General features: G+C 73.0%; 18 protein-coding genes and 1 tRNA gene. 10 read left to right on the top strand and 9 right to left on the bottom strand.

Features of this window, described 5'->3' with window-relative positions; translation table 11 throughout:
* Window positions 1-86: 86 nt before the first annotated feature.
* The 5 genes from bcp to ACFV9Q_RS23720 all read left to right on the top strand — a co-directional run bounded on the left by bcp (window position 87) and on the right by ACFV9Q_RS23720 (window position 3,332).
* On the top strand, window positions 87-569 hold the full coding sequence (gene bcp / locus ACFV9Q_RS23740) for a thioredoxin-dependent thiol peroxidase (protein ID WP_377236444.1): 483 nt from the start codon (window positions 87-89) through the stop codon (window positions 567-569).
* A gap of 75 nt (window positions 570-644) precedes the next feature.
* Complete coding sequence (locus tag ACFV9Q_RS23735; RefSeq protein WP_377236443.1) at window positions 645-1,868, top strand: acyl-CoA dehydrogenase family protein; 1,224 nt, start codon at window positions 645-647, stop codon at window positions 1,866-1,868.
* Between the two features lie 35 nt (window positions 1,869-1,903).
* Window positions 1,904-1,985, top strand: a tRNA-Leu gene (locus tag ACFV9Q_RS23730).
* Between the two features lie 54 nt (window positions 1,986-2,039).
* A complete protein-coding gene (locus tag ACFV9Q_RS23725; protein WP_377236442.1) occupies window positions 2,040-2,486 on the top strand; it encodes a hypothetical protein in 447 nt (148 codons plus the stop codon).
* 246 nt (window positions 2,487-2,732) lie between these two features.
* Window positions 2,733-3,332 (top strand): DsbA family protein, encoded by a 600-nt coding sequence (locus ACFV9Q_RS23720; RefSeq protein WP_377236482.1) that lies wholly within the window; start codon window positions 2,733-2,735, stop codon window positions 3,330-3,332.
* 37 nt (window positions 3,333-3,369) lie between these two features.
* On the opposite strand, the gene trxA is transcribed toward ACFV9Q_RS23720, so the two are convergent.
* On the bottom strand, window positions 3,370-3,735 hold the full coding sequence (gene trxA / locus ACFV9Q_RS23715; RefSeq protein WP_182614171.1) for a thioredoxin: 366 nt from the start codon (window positions 3,733-3,735) through the stop codon (window positions 3,370-3,372).
* A 156-nt stretch (window positions 3,736-3,891) separates the two neighbouring features.
* Here trxA and ACFV9Q_RS23710 point away from each other — a divergent pair, with 156 nt between their 5' ends.
* Window positions 3,892-4,461, top strand: coding sequence for an NUDIX hydrolase family protein (locus ACFV9Q_RS23710; RefSeq protein WP_377229620.1), 570 nt, complete (start codon window positions 3,892-3,894; stop codon window positions 4,459-4,461).
* Window positions 4,462-4,464: 3 nt separating this feature from the next.
* On the opposite strand, the gene ACFV9Q_RS23705 is transcribed toward ACFV9Q_RS23710, so the two are convergent.
* The gene (locus ACFV9Q_RS23705) at window positions 4,465-6,096 is read right to left on the bottom strand and encodes an ATP-binding cassette domain-containing protein (protein ID WP_377236441.1); all 1,632 of its coding nucleotides are present in this window, start codon (window positions 6,094-6,096) and stop codon (window positions 4,465-4,467) included.
* A gap of 60 nt (window positions 6,097-6,156) precedes the next feature.
* Here ACFV9Q_RS23705 and ACFV9Q_RS23700 point away from each other — a divergent pair, with 60 nt between their 5' ends.
* On the top strand, window positions 6,157-6,540 hold the full coding sequence (locus ACFV9Q_RS23700) for a DUF3054 domain-containing protein (protein WP_377236440.1): 384 nt from the start codon (window positions 6,157-6,159) through the stop codon (window positions 6,538-6,540).
* Between the two features lie 103 nt (window positions 6,541-6,643).
* Here the strand turns inward: ACFV9Q_RS23700 and rdgB are convergent, their stop codons facing one another.
* On the bottom strand, window positions 6,644-7,276 hold the full coding sequence (gene rdgB, locus ACFV9Q_RS23695) for an RdgB/HAM1 family non-canonical purine NTP pyrophosphatase (RefSeq protein WP_377236439.1): 633 nt from the start codon (window positions 7,274-7,276) through the stop codon (window positions 6,644-6,646).
* Window positions 7,277-7,303: 27 nt separating this feature from the next.
* Window positions 7,304-8,056, bottom strand: coding sequence for a ribonuclease PH (gene rph / locus ACFV9Q_RS23690; protein WP_377229625.1), 753 nt, complete (start codon window positions 8,054-8,056; stop codon window positions 7,304-7,306).
* A 143-nt stretch (window positions 8,057-8,199) separates the two neighbouring features.
* Here rph and murI point away from each other — a divergent pair, with 143 nt between their 5' ends.
* Entirely contained in the window at window positions 8,200-9,003 is an 804-nt protein-coding gene (gene murI, locus ACFV9Q_RS23685) for a glutamate racemase (protein ID WP_377229626.1), read from the top strand.
* Window positions 9,003-9,830 carry an MBL fold metallo-hydrolase gene (locus ACFV9Q_RS23680; RefSeq protein ID WP_377236438.1) on the top strand — a complete coding sequence of 276 codons (828 nt, stop codon included), beginning with the start codon at window positions 9,003-9,005 and terminating at the stop codon, window positions 9,828-9,830. The genes murI and ACFV9Q_RS23680 overlap by 1 nt, the downstream gene beginning before the upstream one ends.
* Window positions 9,831-9,844: 14 nt before the next feature.
* Here ACFV9Q_RS23680 and ACFV9Q_RS23675 read toward each other — a convergent pair whose 3' ends face one another.
* The 5 genes from ACFV9Q_RS23675 to ACFV9Q_RS23655 form a co-directional block, all read right to left on the bottom strand.
* Window positions 9,845-10,594, bottom strand: coding sequence for a DUF2017 family protein (locus ACFV9Q_RS23675; RefSeq protein ID WP_377229628.1), 750 nt, complete (start codon window positions 10,592-10,594; stop codon window positions 9,845-9,847).
* A complete protein-coding gene (gene clpS / locus ACFV9Q_RS23670) occupies window positions 10,591-10,899 on the bottom strand; it encodes an ATP-dependent Clp protease adapter ClpS (RefSeq protein ID WP_377229633.1) in 309 nt (102 codons plus the stop codon). Before clpS ends, ACFV9Q_RS23675 begins: the two co-directional genes overlap by 4 nt.
* Before the next feature lie 114 nt (window positions 10,900-11,013).
* The gene (locus tag ACFV9Q_RS23665; protein ID WP_377229629.1) at window positions 11,014-12,462 is read right to left on the bottom strand and encodes a nicotinate phosphoribosyltransferase; all 1,449 of its coding nucleotides are present in this window, start codon (window positions 12,460-12,462) and stop codon (window positions 11,014-11,016) included.
* 92 nt (window positions 12,463-12,554) lie between these two features.
* A complete protein-coding gene (locus ACFV9Q_RS23660; protein ID WP_377229630.1) occupies window positions 12,555-14,360 on the bottom strand; it encodes a DEAD/DEAH box helicase in 1,806 nt (601 codons plus the stop codon).
* Window positions 14,357-14,659 carry a DUF3039 domain-containing protein gene (locus tag ACFV9Q_RS23655; RefSeq protein ID WP_377229631.1) on the bottom strand — a complete coding sequence of 101 codons (303 nt, stop codon included), beginning with the start codon at window positions 14,657-14,659 and terminating at the stop codon, window positions 14,357-14,359. Before ACFV9Q_RS23655 ends, ACFV9Q_RS23660 begins: the two co-directional genes overlap by 4 nt.
* A 126-nt stretch (window positions 14,660-14,785) precedes the next feature.
* Here ACFV9Q_RS23655 and ACFV9Q_RS23650 point away from each other — a divergent pair, with 126 nt between their 5' ends.
* Window positions 14,786-16,159, top strand: coding sequence for an AAA family ATPase (locus ACFV9Q_RS23650; protein WP_377236437.1), 1,374 nt, complete (start codon window positions 14,786-14,788; stop codon window positions 16,157-16,159).
* The last annotated feature ends 103 nt before the right edge of the window (window positions 16,160-16,262 follow it).

The following is a 16,262-nucleotide window of genomic DNA, read 5'->3' as shown; positions in this document are numbered from 1 at the left end:
ACGCTACGCGACTGCCGTTCCGCGTTGTCCACAGGCTGCGGTCGCGCAGGGCACGAGGAGCCGCGAAGGCGACTACCGTTACGGGCATGACGACTCGCCTCGAGCCCGGGGACAAGGCTCCCGACTTCACTCTCCCGACCGCCGACGGCGCCTCCGTCAGCCTCGCCGACCTGGCGAAGAGCACCGACAAGGGCGTCATCGTGTACTTCTACCCGGCCGCCGCGACGCCGGGGTGCACCAAGGAGGCGTGCGACTTCCGTGACTCGGAGGCGTCCCTCCTGGGCGCGGGCTACGCCGTCGTCGGCATCTCGCCCGACAAGGTCGCCAAGCTGGCCAAGTTCGCGCAGGACGAGACGCTGACGTTCCCGCTCGCGTCCGACGAGGACCACGCGACGCTGGAGGCGTACGGCGCCTGGGGCGAGAAGCAGAACTACGGCAAGACGTACGTGGGCGTCATCCGCTCCACGGTCGTGGTGAACCCGGACCTGACGGTCGCCGAGTCGTTCTACAACGTCAAGGCGACGGGCCACGTGGCGCGGATCCGCAAGGTGCTGGGGCTCGATGACTGAGCCGGAGGTGCAGCGCAGGGTGGGGGCCGAGGAACGAGGCACCCGCCCGGAGCGTAACCGCAGGCTCAGGCACGAATGGCGTCGCTAATGGGCGGCCCGGCGGACCTGCTCGACGTCGACTCCGAGCTGAGCGAGGCCGAGCTCGCGACGCGCGCCCGCGTGCGGGAGTTCGTGGACCGCCGGGTGCGCCCGAACATCGCCGGGTGGTTCGCCGACGCCCACTTCCCGCGCGAGCTGGTCCCCGAGCTGGGCGAGCTCGGCGTGCTCGGCATGCACCTGGACGGCTACGGCTGCGCCGGGCGGTCCGCCGTCGAGTACGGCCTGGCGGCGCAGGAGCTGGAGGCCGGCGACTCCGGCATCCGCACGTTCGTCTCGGTGCAGGGCTCGCTGGCGATGTCCGCGATCCACAAGCACGGCTCCGAGGCCCAGAAGCAGCAGTGGCTGCCGCGCATGGCCACGGGCGAGGTCGTGGGCTGCTTCGGGCTCACCGAGCCGGAGGCCGGCTCCGACCCGGCGAGCATGACCACGCGCGCCCGCTTCGAGCCCGGCTCGGAGGGCGGCGACGCCGGCGGCGAGTGGGTCCTGGACGGCGCCAAGCGCTGGATCGGCATGGCCTCGTTCGCCGACGTCGCGATCATCTGGGCCAAGGTCAGCGAGCCGCAGGACGACGGGAGCGAGCGGGACCGTGTGCGGGGATTCGTCGTGCCGACGTCGACCCCGGGGTTCACCGCCGTCCCCATCGAACCGAAGCTGTCGATGCGGGCGTCCGTGCAGTGCGACATCACGCTGGACGGCGTGCGGCTGCCCGCGGACGCCCTGCTCCCCGAGCACCCGGGGCTGGCCGGGCCGTTCGCGTGCCTCGACGAGGCCCGCTACGGCATCGTCTGGGGCGCGGTGGGCGCGGCCCGGGACGCGTTCGAGGCGGCGCTGACCTACGCGCAGGGCCGGGAGCAGTTCGGCACGCCCATCGCCGGCTTCCAGCTCACGCAGGCCAAGCTCGTCGACATGGCCCTGGAGATCACCAAGGCACAGCTCATGGCCCTGCGCCTGGGCCGGCTCAAGGACTCCGGGCGGCTGGAGGGACACATGATCTCGGCGGGCAAGCTGAACAACGCCCGCATCGCCATCGAGATCTGCCGGACCGCCCGCACGATCCTGGGCGGCAACGGCGTCACGCTCGACCACTCCCCGATGCGCCACGCCAGCAACCTGGAGTCGGTGCGTACCTACGAGGGCACCGACGAGGTGCACACGCTCGTGCTGGGGCGACACCTCACGGGCATCGCCGCGTTCCGCTGACCTGCACGCTCACCTGGCCGTAGACTGAGCGCCGCGCGCGAGTGGCGTAATTGGCAGCCGCGCCAGGTTTAGGTCCTGGTGTCTCCGGACGTGGGGGTTCGAGTCCCCCCTCGCGCACCCTCAGCACTTCGAGCCCCGGAGTCGGGGCGGTTCGTCTACGATCGCCCCGACATGACCCTCTCGGCCCGGCCCCGATCGAGCGCGACCGCCCCGCGGTCCACGCTCGTCGTGCTGCTGCTCGCACTGGCCGGGCTGCTGGGCGTCACCACGCTGGGCACGGCCACCGTGAGCGCGGCCCCGGCGGTCGCCGTGGTGCAGCACCACGCCGACGTGCCGGACCACGACACAGCAGGTCCGGGCAAGGTCAAGGCCCGCGACCGGGTCGTCCCGGCCGCCGACGACTGCCCGGCCCACGGGTCGCGGCACGGCGCGGAGACGCTGGGGCTGCTGAGCCTGCGCGCACCGCTCGGCACCGGGACCGAGCCGGCCGTCTGCGCGCCGTCCTACCGGGTCGCGGCGCCGGCGCAGGTCACCGCGGGGAACCGCGCCGCACGCGCCCACACGCTGGCGCACGCGCTCGGGCACGACCCGCTCCTCTGGGGCATCAGCCGCACGTAGGCAGGGCGTCCGGCGGACGACGTTGTCCGCCCACCACCACCGGCCACCGGGACCGACCCCGCCGCCGGCACGCCCCCGCCTACCCCTGAAGGAACCCCTGTGACCACGAAGCGCCCTGCCACCAACCGCCCGAACGCCCACCGCCCGACCACGCAGCGACTGACCACCCAGGGCCCCGCCGCCAGGCGCCCCGCCACCCGCCGTCCCACGCCCCGGCTCGCGCTGCAGCTGGTCCTCCTGGCCGGGGTGCTCGGCCTGATCGCGCTGCTGATCGGGTTCATCCTGAGCTCCCGCCCGGACGCCCCGGCCGGGGACGCCCAGGTCGTGCGCGAGAACAGCCGCGTCCTGAGCCAGGCCGACGACGAGCAGGCGGTGCTCGTCGAGTTCCTCGACTTCGAGTGCGAGACGTGCCGCGCCTACTACCCCACCGTCGAGCAGCTCAAGGAACAGTACGGCGAGGAGCTGACCGTGGTGCTCCGGTACTTCCCGATCCCCGCGCACGCCAACTCGACCAACTCCGCCGTGGCGGTCGAGGCCGCCGCGGCGCAGGGCGCGTTGGAGCCCATGTACCAGCGGATGTACGAGTCGCAGGCCGAGTGGGGCGAGGTCCAGCAGTCCCAGGCCGAGGTCTTCCGGGGCTTCGCCCAGGACCTCGGCCTCGACCTGGACCGGTACGACGCCGCCGTGGCCGACCCCGCGACGACGGAGCGCGTGCAGTACGACTTCGACGAGGGCCGCGCGCTCGGCGTCAGCGGCACCCCGACGTTCTTCCTGGACGGCGAGAAGCTGGAGACGGGGAGCCCCGCCGACCTGGTCGGGGCCGTCGAGACGGCGCTCGGCCGGTAGGCACACCGCGGGCGGGCCGCCAGGCCCGCCCGCCGCGTCAGTTCTGCTGCTGCGCGGCGATGTCCTTACGGACCACGTCCATGTCGAGCCCGCGCACGGCCTCGACGACCTCGGCGAGGCCCTTGGCCGGCAGCGCGCCCGCCTGGCGGAACACGAGCACGCCGTCACGGAACGCCATGAGCGTGGGGATGGACGTCACCTGTGCCGCGGCCGAGATGCCCGGGTTGGCGTCGGTGTCGATCTTCGCGTGCACGATGTCGTCGTTCTTGTCCGAGGAGGCCTCGAAGACAGGTCCGAACATCTTGCACGGCGGGCACCAGGTGGCCCAGAAGTCCACGAGCACGATCCCGTTGTCGCTGACGGTCTTCTCGAACGTGGCGTCGGTGATGTCGACAGTTGCCATGTCACGCTTCCTTTCGTTGGGCGTCTACCAGGTAGAGCACAGCCCCACCCTCTGCTATTCCAGGAGCGGCGGTTCGGCGATCCGTGTCACATCCGGGTGTCCACAGGGCGGCGCGGGGTCAGGCACCGCAAGGCCCGACCTGGTAGAAACGGACCCGTGACGGACACTGCCGACTACCCAGCCGACGATTTCTACCGCGAGCCCACCCCGGTGTCGGGCTGGATGACCGACGAGGACCTCGCGGTCGTACGCGCGCAGCTCCCCCTCGTGTACGTCGACGCCGTGCCGGTCCGGGTCGACGACTCGGGTGACGTGGTCGCCGTCGGGCTGCTGCTCCGCGTGAACCCGCAGGGTGCGATGACCCGCGCCCTGGTCTCCGGGCGCGTCATGTACCACGAGCGCCTCCGGGACGCCCTGCTGCGGCACATCGAGAAGGACCTCGGCCCCGTCGCGCTGCCGCAGGTGCCGCCGTCGCCGCAACCGTTCACCGTCGCCGAGTACTTCCCCACGCCGGGGATCACCGCGTTCCACGACCCGCGTCAGCACGCCGTCTCGCTCGCGTACGTGGTGCCCGTGACCGGCGACTGCCGCCCGCAGCAGAACGCGCTCGACCTCGCCTGGCTCACGCCGGAGGAGGCCTGCGCGGACGACGTCCAGGCCGAGATGATGAACGGCCAGGGCATGCTGATCAAGCAGGCGATGGCCCACGTGGGCCGCCTGCCGTAAGGGCTAGGACAGGTCCAGGACCGGCCAGTCCTCCAGGTCCGCCCGCATGCGGCGGTCGTGCGTCGCCACGACGACGGCGCAGGGCGTGACCTGGAGTGCCCGGGTCAGCTCGTCCACGAGGTCGATCGACAGGTGGTTCGTCGGTTCGTCGAGCAGGAGCAGGTGCGGCGCGTGCAGCAGCGCCCGCGCCAGCTCGAACCGGCGGCGCTGGCCCGCGGACAGCTCGGCCAGCGGCCGGTCCAGGTCCTCCTCGCTGAGCAGCCCGAGGCCCGCGACCGGGACCACGTGGTCGGGGTCCAGCTCGTTCGAGGCGAGCAGCCGCAGCGCCTCGTCCGCATAGGTCTCGAAGCCGGTCCGTAGGCGGGCCTTGCCGGTGATGGGCTCGCTCTCCTGGCCCACGACGCCGATGCGCGCGCCCGGCGCGACCGTGCGGCTCCCCCGGTCCAGCTCCAGCGTGCCGGCGAGCGCCCCGAGCAGCGTCGACTTGCCGGTCCCGTTGGGCCCCACCACGAGCAGCCTGCCCGACGGCGGGATCGCGACCCGCGTACCGGGCAGGTCCAGCCGGACCGCGCCGTCGTCCCCGACCCGCGGCGAGCGGACCTCCACCACCGGGTTGCTGGGGTCCCAGCCCGGCGACATCGCGGGCAGGTCGGGGAACCCGAGCTCGACGGGCGGCCTGGGCACCTCGATCGCCTCGGCCTCCAGCTTCTGGACCAGCCGGTCGGCAGCCTTGACGTGGATGCGGGCGCGGGTGGCCCGGCGGTGCTTCTGGGAGCCCTTGCCCGGGCGCCACTCGTCCGAGAGGCCCTCGTAGGACTCGTCGAGGCGCTCGGCCAGGGTCGCCGCCCGCTTGCGCTCGGCCCGGTAGCGCTGGCGCCACCGGTGCAGCGCCTGGTTCTTGGCGAACCGATAGGCGAGGTAGCCGGGCTGCCCGTAGAGCACGGGCTTGCCGTCCCAGGACGGGTCGAGGTCGAGGATGGCGGTGGCGACGTCGTCGAGCAGCTCGCGGTCGTGCGTCACGAGCACCACGCCGCCGCGCCACGCGACGAGCTCGCCCGTGAGGAATTCGATCGCGGAGTCGTCGAGGTGGTTGGTGGGCTCGTCGAGCAGCAGCAGGTCGGCGCGCTCCGCGAGGCGGCAGGCCAGCCGGACCCGGAACCGCTCCCCCACGCTGAGCCGGTCGAGCCGGCGGCCGGGGTCGCGCGGGGCGCCCAGGCGCGTGAGGGCCACCTCGACGCGGCGGTCGGCGTCCCAGACGGCGAGGTGCTCCGCGAGCGAGAGCGTGCGTTCGAGCACGGCCAGGTCGCCGGAGCCGTGGTCGAACGCCGCGGCGGCGGCCTCCAGCTCGGCGGCGGCGCTCCGCAGGCCGTCGAGCGTCCCGGCGACCAGGTCGCCGATGGTCTGCCCCGGGGCGGGGTGCAGCTCCTGCTCGACCAGCGCGACCGTGCCCTGGCGGCGTACCTCGCCCGACTTCGGCAGCAGGTCGCCGGCCAGCAGGTGCAGCAGGGTGGACTTGCCCGAGCCGTTCTCGCCGACGACGCCGAGCCGTCCGCCCGGGGACACCGAGAAGGAGACACCGTCCATGACGGGCCGCCCGGGGTAGGCGAATCCGAGGTCCTGGGCGACGAGGTGCATCCGACCAGCCTACGGGGGACCGCTGCCGGGCCCGAAGTCGGCGGCGCCTAGGATGCGCTGGTGAGCACTCCTCGAACTCCGGTCTGGCCCGCCGCCGTGGCCGACGCCGTCGCCGTCCTCGTCTTCACGGTCGTCGGCATCGCGTCGCACGACGGGTCGCTGGTCGCGGCCCTGGGTCGCGTCGTCTGGCCCTTCGCCCTGGCCGCCGCGATCGGCTGGGCCGTGAGCCGCGCGTGGCACGACCCGGCGCGTGTCTGGCCCACCGGCGTGATCATCTGGGCCGTCACCGTGCTCGGCGGCCTAGCCCTGCGCGGCCTCACGGGCGGCGGCCTGGCGTGGTCGTTCGCGCTGGTCACCGCGATCTTCCTGGCGATCACCATGCTCGGCTGGCGCGCCCTGGTGGCGGGGATCCGCCGCGGCCAGGCCCGCGCTGCCGAGAGCTGACGCGGCCCGGCCCGACATCGACCATGCACCTGCTGCCAGGACGGGTCTCGTCCTGGCAGCAGGTGCATGGTCGCGCGGCTCGGCGAGCGCAGCCCGCCGAGGCTCAGCCCCGGAGCAGCTCCACGACCACCGGCGCCAGCGCGCGGAACGCCTTGCCGCGGTGGGAGATCGCGTTCTTCTCGTCCGCGGACAGCTCCGCGGCGGTCCGGTCGTCGTCCACGACCAGGATCGGGTCGTAGCCGAAGCCGTTGGCGCCGCGCGGCGCCGTGGCCAGCACGCCCCGCATCTCGCCGAGCCGCACCTCCTCGCGCCCGTCGGGCGTGACCAGCGCGGCCGCGCACACGAAGCCGGCCTGGCGGTGCTCGGCGCGCACGTCGCCGAGCTGGCCGAGGAGCAGCTCCAGGTTGGCGAGGTCGTCCCCGTGCTTGCCGGCCCAGCGCGCCGAGAAGATGCCGGGCGCCCCGCCCAGCACGTCGACGGCGAGGCCCGAGTCGTCGGCGACCGCGGGCAGGCTGGTCGCCGCGCACACCGCACGCGCCTTGATCAGGGCGTTCTCGGCGAACGTCACGCCGTCCTCCACGGGCTCCGGCGCGCCGACCTCGCCCGAGGTGACCAGCTCGCCGTCGGGTAGGTCCAGGCCCGCCTCGGTGAGGATCGCGCGCAGCTCGGGGACCTTCTTGGCGTTGTGCGTGGCGAGGACGATCCGGGCGGCGGGCGGCACGATCAGGGAGGTCATGCCCCGATCATGCCAGCCGCCGACGGCTCAGAGCTCCTGCGCGAGGGCGTCCTGCTGGATCTTGGTGAGCTCGGCCGTGCCGCCCACCGCGAGGTCGAGCAGGGCGTCGAGCTCGGCGCGGTCGAACGGCGCGTGCTCAGCGGTGCCCTGCACCTCGATGAACTTGCCGCCGCCCGTGACCACCACGTTCATGTCGGTCTCGGCGCGCACGTCCTCGACGTAGGGCAGGTCGAGCATCGGGGTGCCGTCGATGATGCCCACCGAGACGGCGGCGACCGAGTCGGCGAGCACCTGCTTGCCGCCCTTGATGTGCCCGTGGCGGCGGCCCCACGCGATGGCGTCGGCGAGGGCCACGTACGCGCCGGTGATCGCGGCGGTGCGGGTGCCGCCGTCGGCCTGGAGCACGTCGCAGTCCAGCACGATCGAGTTCTCGCCCAGCGCGCTCAGGTCGACGACGGCGCGCAGCGAGCGGCCGATCAGCCGCGAGATCTCGTGCGTGCGCCCGCCGATCTTGCCCTTCACGGACTCCCGCTGGCTGCGCTCGTTGGTGGCGCGCGGCAGCATGGCGTACTCGGCCGTGACCCAGCCCTCGCCGGAGCCCTTGCGCCAGCGCGGCACGCCCTCGGTGAACGACGCGACGCACAGCACGCGCGTGCGCCCGAACTCCACGAGCACCGAACCCTCGGCCTCGTCGAGCCAGCCCCGGGTGATCTTCACGGGGCGGAGCTGGTCGGTGGCGCGCCCGTCGGCGCGCACGATCTGGTCGGTGCTGGAGGTCATGCGCCCAGCCTAGGTGGTACGGGCGACGATCATTTCGCGCTCCGGAATGCACCCCGCTGACCTGCCGGAACGTGTCGCGCGTCACGCACAGGGCGTGGCGCCGGTAACGGTTCCGACACGATGTCGTCGCTAGGCTTCACCCCGTGAACGACGCGCCCATCGGGATCTTCGACTCCGGCCTCGGCGGCCTCACGGTCGCGCGCGCCATCCTCGACCAGCTACCCAACGAGCAGGTCCGCTATCTCGGCGACACCGCCAACAGCCCGTACGGCCCCAAGCCGATCGCGGCCGTGCGTGCCATGGCCCTGGACGCCATGGACCGGCTCGTGGCGGACGGCGTGAAGATGCTGGTCATCGCATGCAACACGGCGTCGTCGGCCATGATGCGCGACGCGCGCGAGCGGTACGAGCAGCGCCACGGCATCCCCGTGGTCGAGGTCATCCTGCCCGCGGCCCGGGCCGCGGTGACCGCCACCCGGACGGGCCGGATCGGCGTCATCGGTACGCGCACCACGGTGCAGTCGCGCGCGTACGACGACGCCTTCCACGTGACCCCCGGACTGACGATCACGAGCCAGGCCTGCCCCGAGTTCGTGCGCTTCGTCGAGGAGGGCCGCACGTCGGGCCCGGAGGTGCAGAAGTTCGCGCACGAGTACCTCGACCCGGTCAAGGCGGCCGGCGTCGACACGCTGGTGCTCGGCTGCACGCACTACCCGCTGCTCGCGGGCGCCATCTCCTACGTCATGGGCGAGGACGTCACGCTGGTCTCCAGCGCCGACGAGACCGCCAAGGACGTGTACCGCACCCTCGTGGCGCACGACCTCGAGCGTTCGGCCGACGCCGGCGCCCCCGTGCACCGGTTCCTGACCACGGGTGACCCGGCGCCGTTCGGGCAGCTCGCCAGCCGGTTCCTCGGCCCCGAGGTCTCCCTCGTGGAGGCCGTCTGATGCGCCTCATCCCCCTGGGGGTCTCCGGCTCGTTCCCCGGCCCCGCGACGCCCGCGTCGTCATACCTCGTGCAGGTCACCGCGGCGGAGTCGGCCGCGGCCGGCTACGAGGCGCGCGACTGGAACGTCCTGCTCGACCTCGGCAACGGCGCCTTCGGTGCGCTGCAGCAGCACGTCGACCCCCACGCGCTCGACGCGGTGTCGATCTCGCACCTGCACCCCGACCACTGCGCGGACCTCGCGGGTCTCTACGTCTACCTGCGCTACCACCCCGAGCACGGGTCGCTGCGGGCCGGGCGCCGGGACAAGCCCCTGCCGGTCTACGGGCCGTCGACCGCCGAGCGGCACGTCGCCCTGTCCTACGGGCTCAGCGACGGCGAGTCCATGGAGAACGACTTCGACTTCCGCTCCTGGGCCGACCACAAGCAGATCGAGGTCGGGCCGCTGACCATCGAGCCGTACCGCGTCTACCACCCGGTCGAGACGTACGGCGTGCGGGTCACGGGCCCGTCGGCGTCCGGCGGCACGACGACGCTCGCGTACACCGGCGACACCGACGCCTGCACCTCCGTGGTGGAGCTCGCGCGCGACGCCGACCTGCTGCTCAGCGAGGCGGCATTCCTGGAGGGGCGCGACGACGTCGTGGAGCGCGGGATCCATCTCACCGGGCACCGCGCCGGACAGGTGGCGACCGAGGCCGGCGCCCGCCGGCTGCTGCTCACGCACCTGCCCGTGTGGAACGACCCGGAGGACTCCCTGGCCGAGGCCCGCGGCTCCTACGCCGGCCCGGTGGAGATCGCCAGGCCGGGCACGATCTACGAGCTCTGACCGGACGGCGGCCCCTAGGCCAGGGGCCGCCGTCCGCGCAGCTCCGCGAGCATCACGTCCATGAGGGTCTCCTGGGCGTAGCCCGCCGCGACGAACACGCCGGACCAGAACCGGCGGGCGGCCCGCCCGTCGGTGGCCACCGGGATCTCGCGGCCGGCCTGCCGGTCCCACATGATCTCGTCGGTGAGCTGCATGACCTGGTCGTCGGTCTTCAGGCCGAGCCGCTCGGCGATCACCAGCCGCACGTCCGTGAGCGCCCCGGCGAACTGCTCCGCGTCCTCGCGCGGCACCCGCACCGGCGGCGGCGCCCCGTGCCGGCCCAGCGGCTCGGGGGCGTCCTCGCCCGACGGCAGGTCGAGCAGCGCGGCGAACGCCTCGAGACGGTCCACCTTGGCCTGAGCGACGTCGTTCTGCGTGAGCCGGCGGAACTCGTCGGCGATGTCCGCGTCGTCCTTGCTCGCGTCCGGCAGGAGCCGCTGCGCCGCGGGGTCCGTCGGGATACGCCCGACGCCGGTCACGCCCGTGAGCCGGGCCAGGTCGGCGTCGGTCAGCTCGTCCGGCGCGAGGAGGCCGTTGGCCCAGGCCTGCCCCTTGCCCGGCGCGGGGTGCGCCGACGGCCCGGGGTCGTCGTCGGCGAACAGATCCAGACCCGCCTCCTCGCGGAGCATCGCGGAGACGTCGCGTGCCACCTTGGCGAGGACGACGCGCTCCACCGGTTCGAACCGAGCCTCGTAACCCCGCCGCATGGCGCGGAACGGTGTCATGCGGCTCCCCGCGCGCCGGACTCCTGCAGCGTCGCCCACAACCCGAACCCGTGCATGGCCTGCACATCCACCTCCATGCGCTCGCGCCCACCACTGGACACGACTGCGCGACCGTTCTTGTGCACCTGCGTCATGAGCCGCTCCGCCTTGACGCGTGGGTACCCGAAGTAGCTCTCGAACACGTACGTCACGTAGGACATCAGGTTCACCGGGTCGTTCCAGACGATCGTCACCCACGGGTCGGCGATCCCGGAGGCGAGCGCCTCCTCGGTGTCCTCCTCGACCGCCGTCCCGGCTGACCCCAGGGGCGTGAGCAGCGGCAGCGGGGAAGTTGTCACAGGTCTCACTCTAGGCTGTTTCGTCCCCGGACTGGACACCCCTGTCAGAGATTCCCACCAAGTTGTCGCCGGGCTGTGACCTCAGTCCCGGAGGTCGTCGAGCCGGAGGTCCACGGTCGGGATCGCCGGGTCGCCCTTGGACAGCCGGCGGGCGCCGCGCGGCAGCTCGGCGCGCACCATCCCGTGGTTGATCGCGGCGTTCGCGACGCCGTACGGACCCACCCAGCGCGAGTCGACGGCACCGTCCACGACCAGCGGCGCGAGCAGCGGCCGCAGGTCGTCGCTCTGCGGCGTCCACTCCGCCACCGCGGTGTCCGGACCGGTCACCATGATCTCCTCGACGGCGTACCCGTCGCGGCCGTAGCGCCGTGCGGCGGCCTTGCGCCCGCCCACCGACGCCTTGTTGGCCGACGCCTTGGCCACCGGCTGCAGCACGCCCGACGCGTCGGCGCGCGCCACCAGCTTGTAGACCATGCCGCAGGTCGGCGCGCCCGACCCCGTGACCAGCGACGTGCCGACGCCGTACACGTCCACCGGCGCGGCGGCCAGCGACGCGATCGCGTACTCGTCGAGGTCGGAGGTGACGACGATCTTGGTGTCCCGCGCGCCGAGCGAGTCGAGCTGGCGGCGCACCTCGCCCGCCAGTCCCCCGAGGTCGCCCGAGTCGAGGCGCACCGCGCCCAGCCCGGTCCCCGCCACCTCGACGGCCGTGGCCACGCCCTGCTTCACGTCGTAGGTGTCGACCAGCAGCGTGGTGCCGGCGCCCAGCGAGGCGACCTGCGACGCGAACGCCTCCCGCTCGCTGTCGTGCAGCAGCGTGAAGGCGTGCGCGGCGGTGCCGATGGTGTCGAGCCCGTACCGCATGCCGGCCTCGAGGTTGGACGTCCCGGCGAAGCCGCCGATGACGGCGGCCCGGGCCGCCGCGACGGCGGCCTGCTCGCTCGCCCGGCGGGAGCCCATCTCCAGGACGGGCCGGTTCCCGGCCGCGCTCGTCATGCGGGAGGCCGCCGACGCGACCGCCGAGTCGTAGTTCAGGATCGACAGGATCAGCGTCTCCAGCAGCACGGCCTCGGCGAACGACCCCTCGACCTGCAGCACGGGCGAGCCGGGGAAGAACACCTCACCCTCGACGTAGCCCTGGATGGTCCCGGTGAAGCGGTAGTTCGCCAGGTAGTCGAGCGTCCGCCGGTCCACCACGGCGTTGTCCTGGAGGTAGGCCAGCTCGGCGTCCTCGAAGACGAAGTGTGGCAGCGCTTCCAGGACACGACCGGTGCCCGCCAGGACGCCGTAGCGCCGGCCCGCGGGGAGGCGGCGCGTGAACACCTCGAACACGCAGTGCCGGTGGGCGGTGCCGTCGGCCAGCGCCGCCTGGAGCATGGTGAGCTCGTAGCGGTCGGTCAGCAGGGCCACCGACGGGCGAACCGCCGGTAGGGGTGCTGCAGGGAGCGGCCGCGGTTCACCGACACCGTTGTCGAGCGCAGGCCACGAGTCTGTGAGCGGAGCGCCGATGCTCCGAAGCTCGTCGGTCATGCACTCACGGTAGGCCAGAGAACTGGCCGGGGCCGGGCGAATACGGCCAGGACGGCCTCTTGTCTCACCATGCGGATCTTCTTGCTCCCGTCCTACTTCTGACCGACGAACCAGCGCCGGACCTGGGCAACGCGCGCCTCGAGCTGGTCCGCGGTCGCCAGGGGCACCTCGGGGCCGCCGCACTTGCGGCGCAGCTCGGTGTGGACCACGCCGTGCGGCTGCCCGCTGCGCTTGGCCCACGCCGAGACGAGCTTGGACAGCTCCTTGCGCAGCTCGGCCGCGCGCCGGTGCTCCTGCTCGGACCGCTCGTTCTCCACCTCGCGCGAGGTGGGGGCACCGCCGCGCGCCTTGAGGTGGTCGGCCTGGCGCTGCCGCAGCAGCGTCGCCACCTGGTCGGGCTCCAGGAGCCCGGGCAGGCCGAGGAAGTCCTGCTCCTCCGCGGAGCCGAGGTCCGCGCTCGTGCCGAACTCGCCGCCGTCGAACAGGACGCGGTCGAACGAGGCCTGGGCCTCCAGCGCCTGGAACGAGCCCAGCAGCTCGCTCGACGCCTTCTCCTCCTTGTTGGCCTCCGCGATCAGCGCGGCCTCGGGGTCGTACTCGATGCCCTGCTCCTCGGCCGTGCGCGGCCGGTCGAGCGCGTGGTCGCGCTCCTGCTCCATCGAGTTCGCCAGGTTCAGCAGCGGCGCGACGCTCGGCAGGAAGATCGACGCCGTCTCGCCACGCTTGCGGGCGCGCACGAACCGGCCGATCGCCTGGGCGAAGAACAGCGGCGTCGAGGCGCTGGTGGCGTACACGCCGACGGCGAGGCGCGGCACGTCCACGCCCTCCGACACCATGCGCACCGCCACCATCCAGCGGTCCTCGCCCTGCGCGTACTCCTCGATGCGCCCGGAGGCCCCCTCGTCGTCCGAGAGGACGACGATCGGGCGCTTGCCGGTGATCTCCTGCAGGTGCGTGGCGTAGGCGCGCGCGTTGTCCTGGTCGGTCGCGATGACCAGGCCGCCGGCGTCGGGCACCGTGCGGCGCACCTCGGTGAGGCGTTTGTCCGCGGCAGCGAGCACCGACGGGATCCACTGCCCCTCCGGGTCCAGCGCGGTGCGCCAGGCCTGCCCGGTCATGTCCTTGGTCATGGCCTCGCCGAGACGGGCGCTGACCTCGTCGCCCATCTTGGTGCGCCAGCGCATGTCGCCCGCGTAGGACAGGAACAGGACGGGGCGCACGACGTGGTCGCGCAGCGCCTCGCCGTAGCCGTACGTGTAGTCGGCCTTGGAGCGGCGGATGCCCTCGCGGTCGGCCTCGTACTGGACGAACGGGATGGCGGACGTGTCGCTGCGGAACGGGGTGCCGGTGAGCGCCAGGCGGCGCTCGGCGCCCTCGAACGCCTCGCGGACGGCGTCGCCCCAGCTCAGGGCGTCACCGCCGTGGTGCACCTCGTCGAGGATCACCAGGGTGCGCGCCGCCTCCGTGCGGGCACGGTGCAGCGCCGGCTTGGCCGCCACCTGCGCGTAGGTGAGGGCGACGCCGTCGTAGTGCGAGCCGTGCCGGCCCTGCGAGTTCTTGAACGCCGGGTCGATGCGGATGCCGACGCGCGCGGCGGCGTCGGCCCACTGGGTCTTCAGGTGCTCGGTGGGGGCCACTACCGTGACCCGCCGGACGATGCCCTGCTCGAGGAGCTCGGTGGCGATGCGGAGCGCGAACGTCGTCTTGCCCGCGCCCGGGGTGGCGACGGCCAGGAAGTCCCGCGGGTTCGTCACGCGGTACTGCTCCAGGGCCTCCGCCTGCCAGGCGCGCAGACTCGACGCCGTACCCCAGGGGGCACGACGTGGAAAGGCAGGGCTGAGCGACGAAGCGGCCGCAGACGACGGTGTGTGGGGCAGCTGCTGCGGCTGGCTCGTCACTTGGTGGAGTCGCCCTCGCCGCCGTCCTGCGGGTCGCGGAGACCGTCGTAGATCTCCTTGCACCGGGGACACACCGGGAACTTGCCCGGATCACGGCCAGGGACCCAGACCTTGCCACAGAGCGCGATCACCGGCTTGCCGCTCATGGCGGACTGCATGATCTTCTCCTTGCGCACGTAGTGCGCGAAACGCTCGTGGTCTCCCGGTTCCGTCTCCTCCCGGGTCTCCTCGCGCTCGAGGACGCTCGTAGCGCCCTGCGTCACGGGGTCGTCCTGCGGGTTGGAGAGAGGTTGGGTCATGCGGACAAGTCTACGCGGGACCACCGACAGCGATGCCGTCGGCGCGCGCCCGGAAGGCCGGTTCCGGACAGCTGATCCGCGGAAATCCTTGCGGTCGTGTCGGTGACGACGGATATAACTGTCCGCATGTCACATCCCCGCCCTGAGAGGAGCCTCACCCTGCCCCACGACGGCGCCGCCTCCGCGACCGACCTGATCCCCCGCGGCGTACCCGACCCCGTCTGGCCCGACTTCGGTGACCACGACGAGGCCGCGCGCCGCGCCGTCGCCGCCGTCGCGGCGATGCTCGGCCGCCCCGTCCCGGACCGCCCCAAGGAGCCCCGCTCGTCGGCCGAGTGGCTCGCCCTCCGCTGGGACGTCGACGAGAGCACGCTCGTCAACGTCTCCCGCGACATGTCGCGCACCCTGCAGCGGCTGCACGCCTACGCGCTCCAGCGCTGGGTGGACCGCTACCCCGACGACGTCGCCGTGTTCGGCCCCGGCGGAGCGCCGCAGCGCGCGGCGCTCGACCTCGGCGACGGCACCTCGGTGAGCGTGCCCGCCGTCGCCACCGTGCTGTTCCCGGCCGGGTCCGCCTACGACACGGCCGTCGCCGTCGAGGTGGCCTACCGCTACGGGACGCCCACGATCACCACCTTCACCCCGCCGGGCGGGCTGGCGCTGGCCGAGCAGGTGCTCAAGGACCTGACCCGCACGCTGGAGGCGGACCACCCGTACCGCGGCGGCGTGCTGTCGGCCAGGTCCGGGAACGGCACCGTCGAGCTGACGCCGGTGCAGCACACCGTCCAGGTGCGCGGCGACGTGGTGCTGCCCGCCGAGCTGTGGCGCGAGGTGGACCTGTTCTGCTCCAGCGTGACCACCCGCCGCGAGGCGCTGCGGGCGCTGGGCCACACCACCTCGCGCGGCCTGCTGCTGGCCGGCCGCCCCGGCGTCGGCAAGACGAAGCTCACGCGGGTCATCGCCACGGAGCTGGCCGGTCCGCTCACGGTCGTGCTGGTCACGGCCGAGGTGCTGCGCACCTGGATGACCGAGCTGTACGAGGAGATCCGCGGCCTCGGGCCGTGCCTCGTGGTGCTGGAGGAGATCGACTCGGTCGCCTCCAAGGGTTCGCGCGGCGACACCTCGTTCGCCGAGTTCCTCGACGCCCTGGACGGCACCCGCAGCTCGGACGACGTGCTGACCCTCGCCACCACGAACGACCCGGACGCGCTGGACCCGGCCGTGAAACGTCCCGGGCGCTTCGACACCATCATCGAGGTGCCGCCGCCGGACCAGGCGGGGCGCACGGAGATCCTGCGGCTCTTCCTGCCGCCGGACGCCCCCGTCGACGTGGACCTGGTCGCGTCCTACCTGGACGGGGCCACGGGCGCCGACCTGCGCGAGGTGGCCCGCCGCTCCATCCTGGAGCACGGCCCCGACGGCCTCACGACCAGCCGGGTCGCCGACGTGGCGACGTCCGGTCGGTGGAAGCCCGCGCCGGTCGCGGGCAACTACCTCTGACGTGTCGGGGGGGCCGGTGGCCCCAGGGGGGGGGGAGTGCTACACACAGGGGTCAAACCCCCCCCACCAAAACCCCCCCCACCGGCACTTTTTTCGTTAGTTT

It is taken from the genome of Promicromonospora sp. NPDC059942 (assembly GCF_042731755.1).
Classification (GTDB): Bacteria; Actinomycetota; Actinomycetes; order Actinomycetales; family Cellulomonadaceae; genus Promicromonospora.
Note: the sequence above shows the minus strand (reverse complement) of the source record. Positions and strands in the feature narration are given on the sequence as shown.

What these genes read in the sequence shown, in the direction of transcription:
- bcp (WP_377236444.1), top strand. Translation starts at nt 87, where the DNA reads ATGACGACTCGCCTCGAGCCCGGGGACAAGGCTCCCGACTTCACTCTC.
- ACFV9Q_RS23735 (WP_377236443.1), top strand. Translation starts at nt 645, where the DNA reads ATGGCGTCGCTAATGGGCGGCCCGGCGGACCTGCTCGACGTCGACTCC.
- ACFV9Q_RS23725 (WP_377236442.1), top strand. Translation starts at nt 2,040, where the DNA reads ATGACCCTCTCGGCCCGGCCCCGATCGAGCGCGACCGCCCCGCGGTCC.
- trxA (WP_182614171.1), bottom strand. Translation starts at nt 3,735, where the DNA reads ATGGCAACTGTCGACATCACCGACGCCACGTTCGAGAAGACCGTCAGC.
- ACFV9Q_RS23705 (WP_377236441.1), bottom strand. Translation starts at nt 6,096, where the DNA reads ATGCACCTCGTCGCCCAGGACCTCGGATTCGCCTACCCCGGGCGGCCC.
- rdgB (WP_377236439.1), bottom strand. Translation starts at nt 7,276, where the DNA reads ATGACCTCCCTGATCGTGCCGCCCGCCGCCCGGATCGTCCTCGCCACG.
- rph (WP_377229625.1), bottom strand. Translation starts at nt 8,056, where the DNA reads ATGACCTCCAGCACCGACCAGATCGTGCGCGCCGACGGGCGCGCCACC.
- ACFV9Q_RS23680 (WP_377236438.1), top strand. Translation starts at nt 9,003, where the DNA reads ATGCGCCTCATCCCCCTGGGGGTCTCCGGCTCGTTCCCCGGCCCCGCG.
- ACFV9Q_RS23675 (WP_377229628.1), bottom strand. Translation starts at nt 10,594, where the DNA reads ATGACACCGTTCCGCGCCATGCGGCGGGGTTACGAGGCTCGGTTCGAA.
- ACFV9Q_RS23665 (WP_377229629.1), bottom strand. Translation starts at nt 12,462, where the DNA reads ATGACCGACGAGCTTCGGAGCATCGGCGCTCCGCTCACAGACTCGTGG.
- ACFV9Q_RS23655 (WP_377229631.1), bottom strand. Translation starts at nt 14,659, where the DNA reads ATGACCCAACCTCTCTCCAACCCGCAGGACGACCCCGTGACGCAGGGC.
- ACFV9Q_RS23650 (WP_377236437.1), top strand. Translation starts at nt 14,786, where the DNA reads ATGTCACATCCCCGCCCTGAGAGGAGCCTCACCCTGCCCCACGACGGC.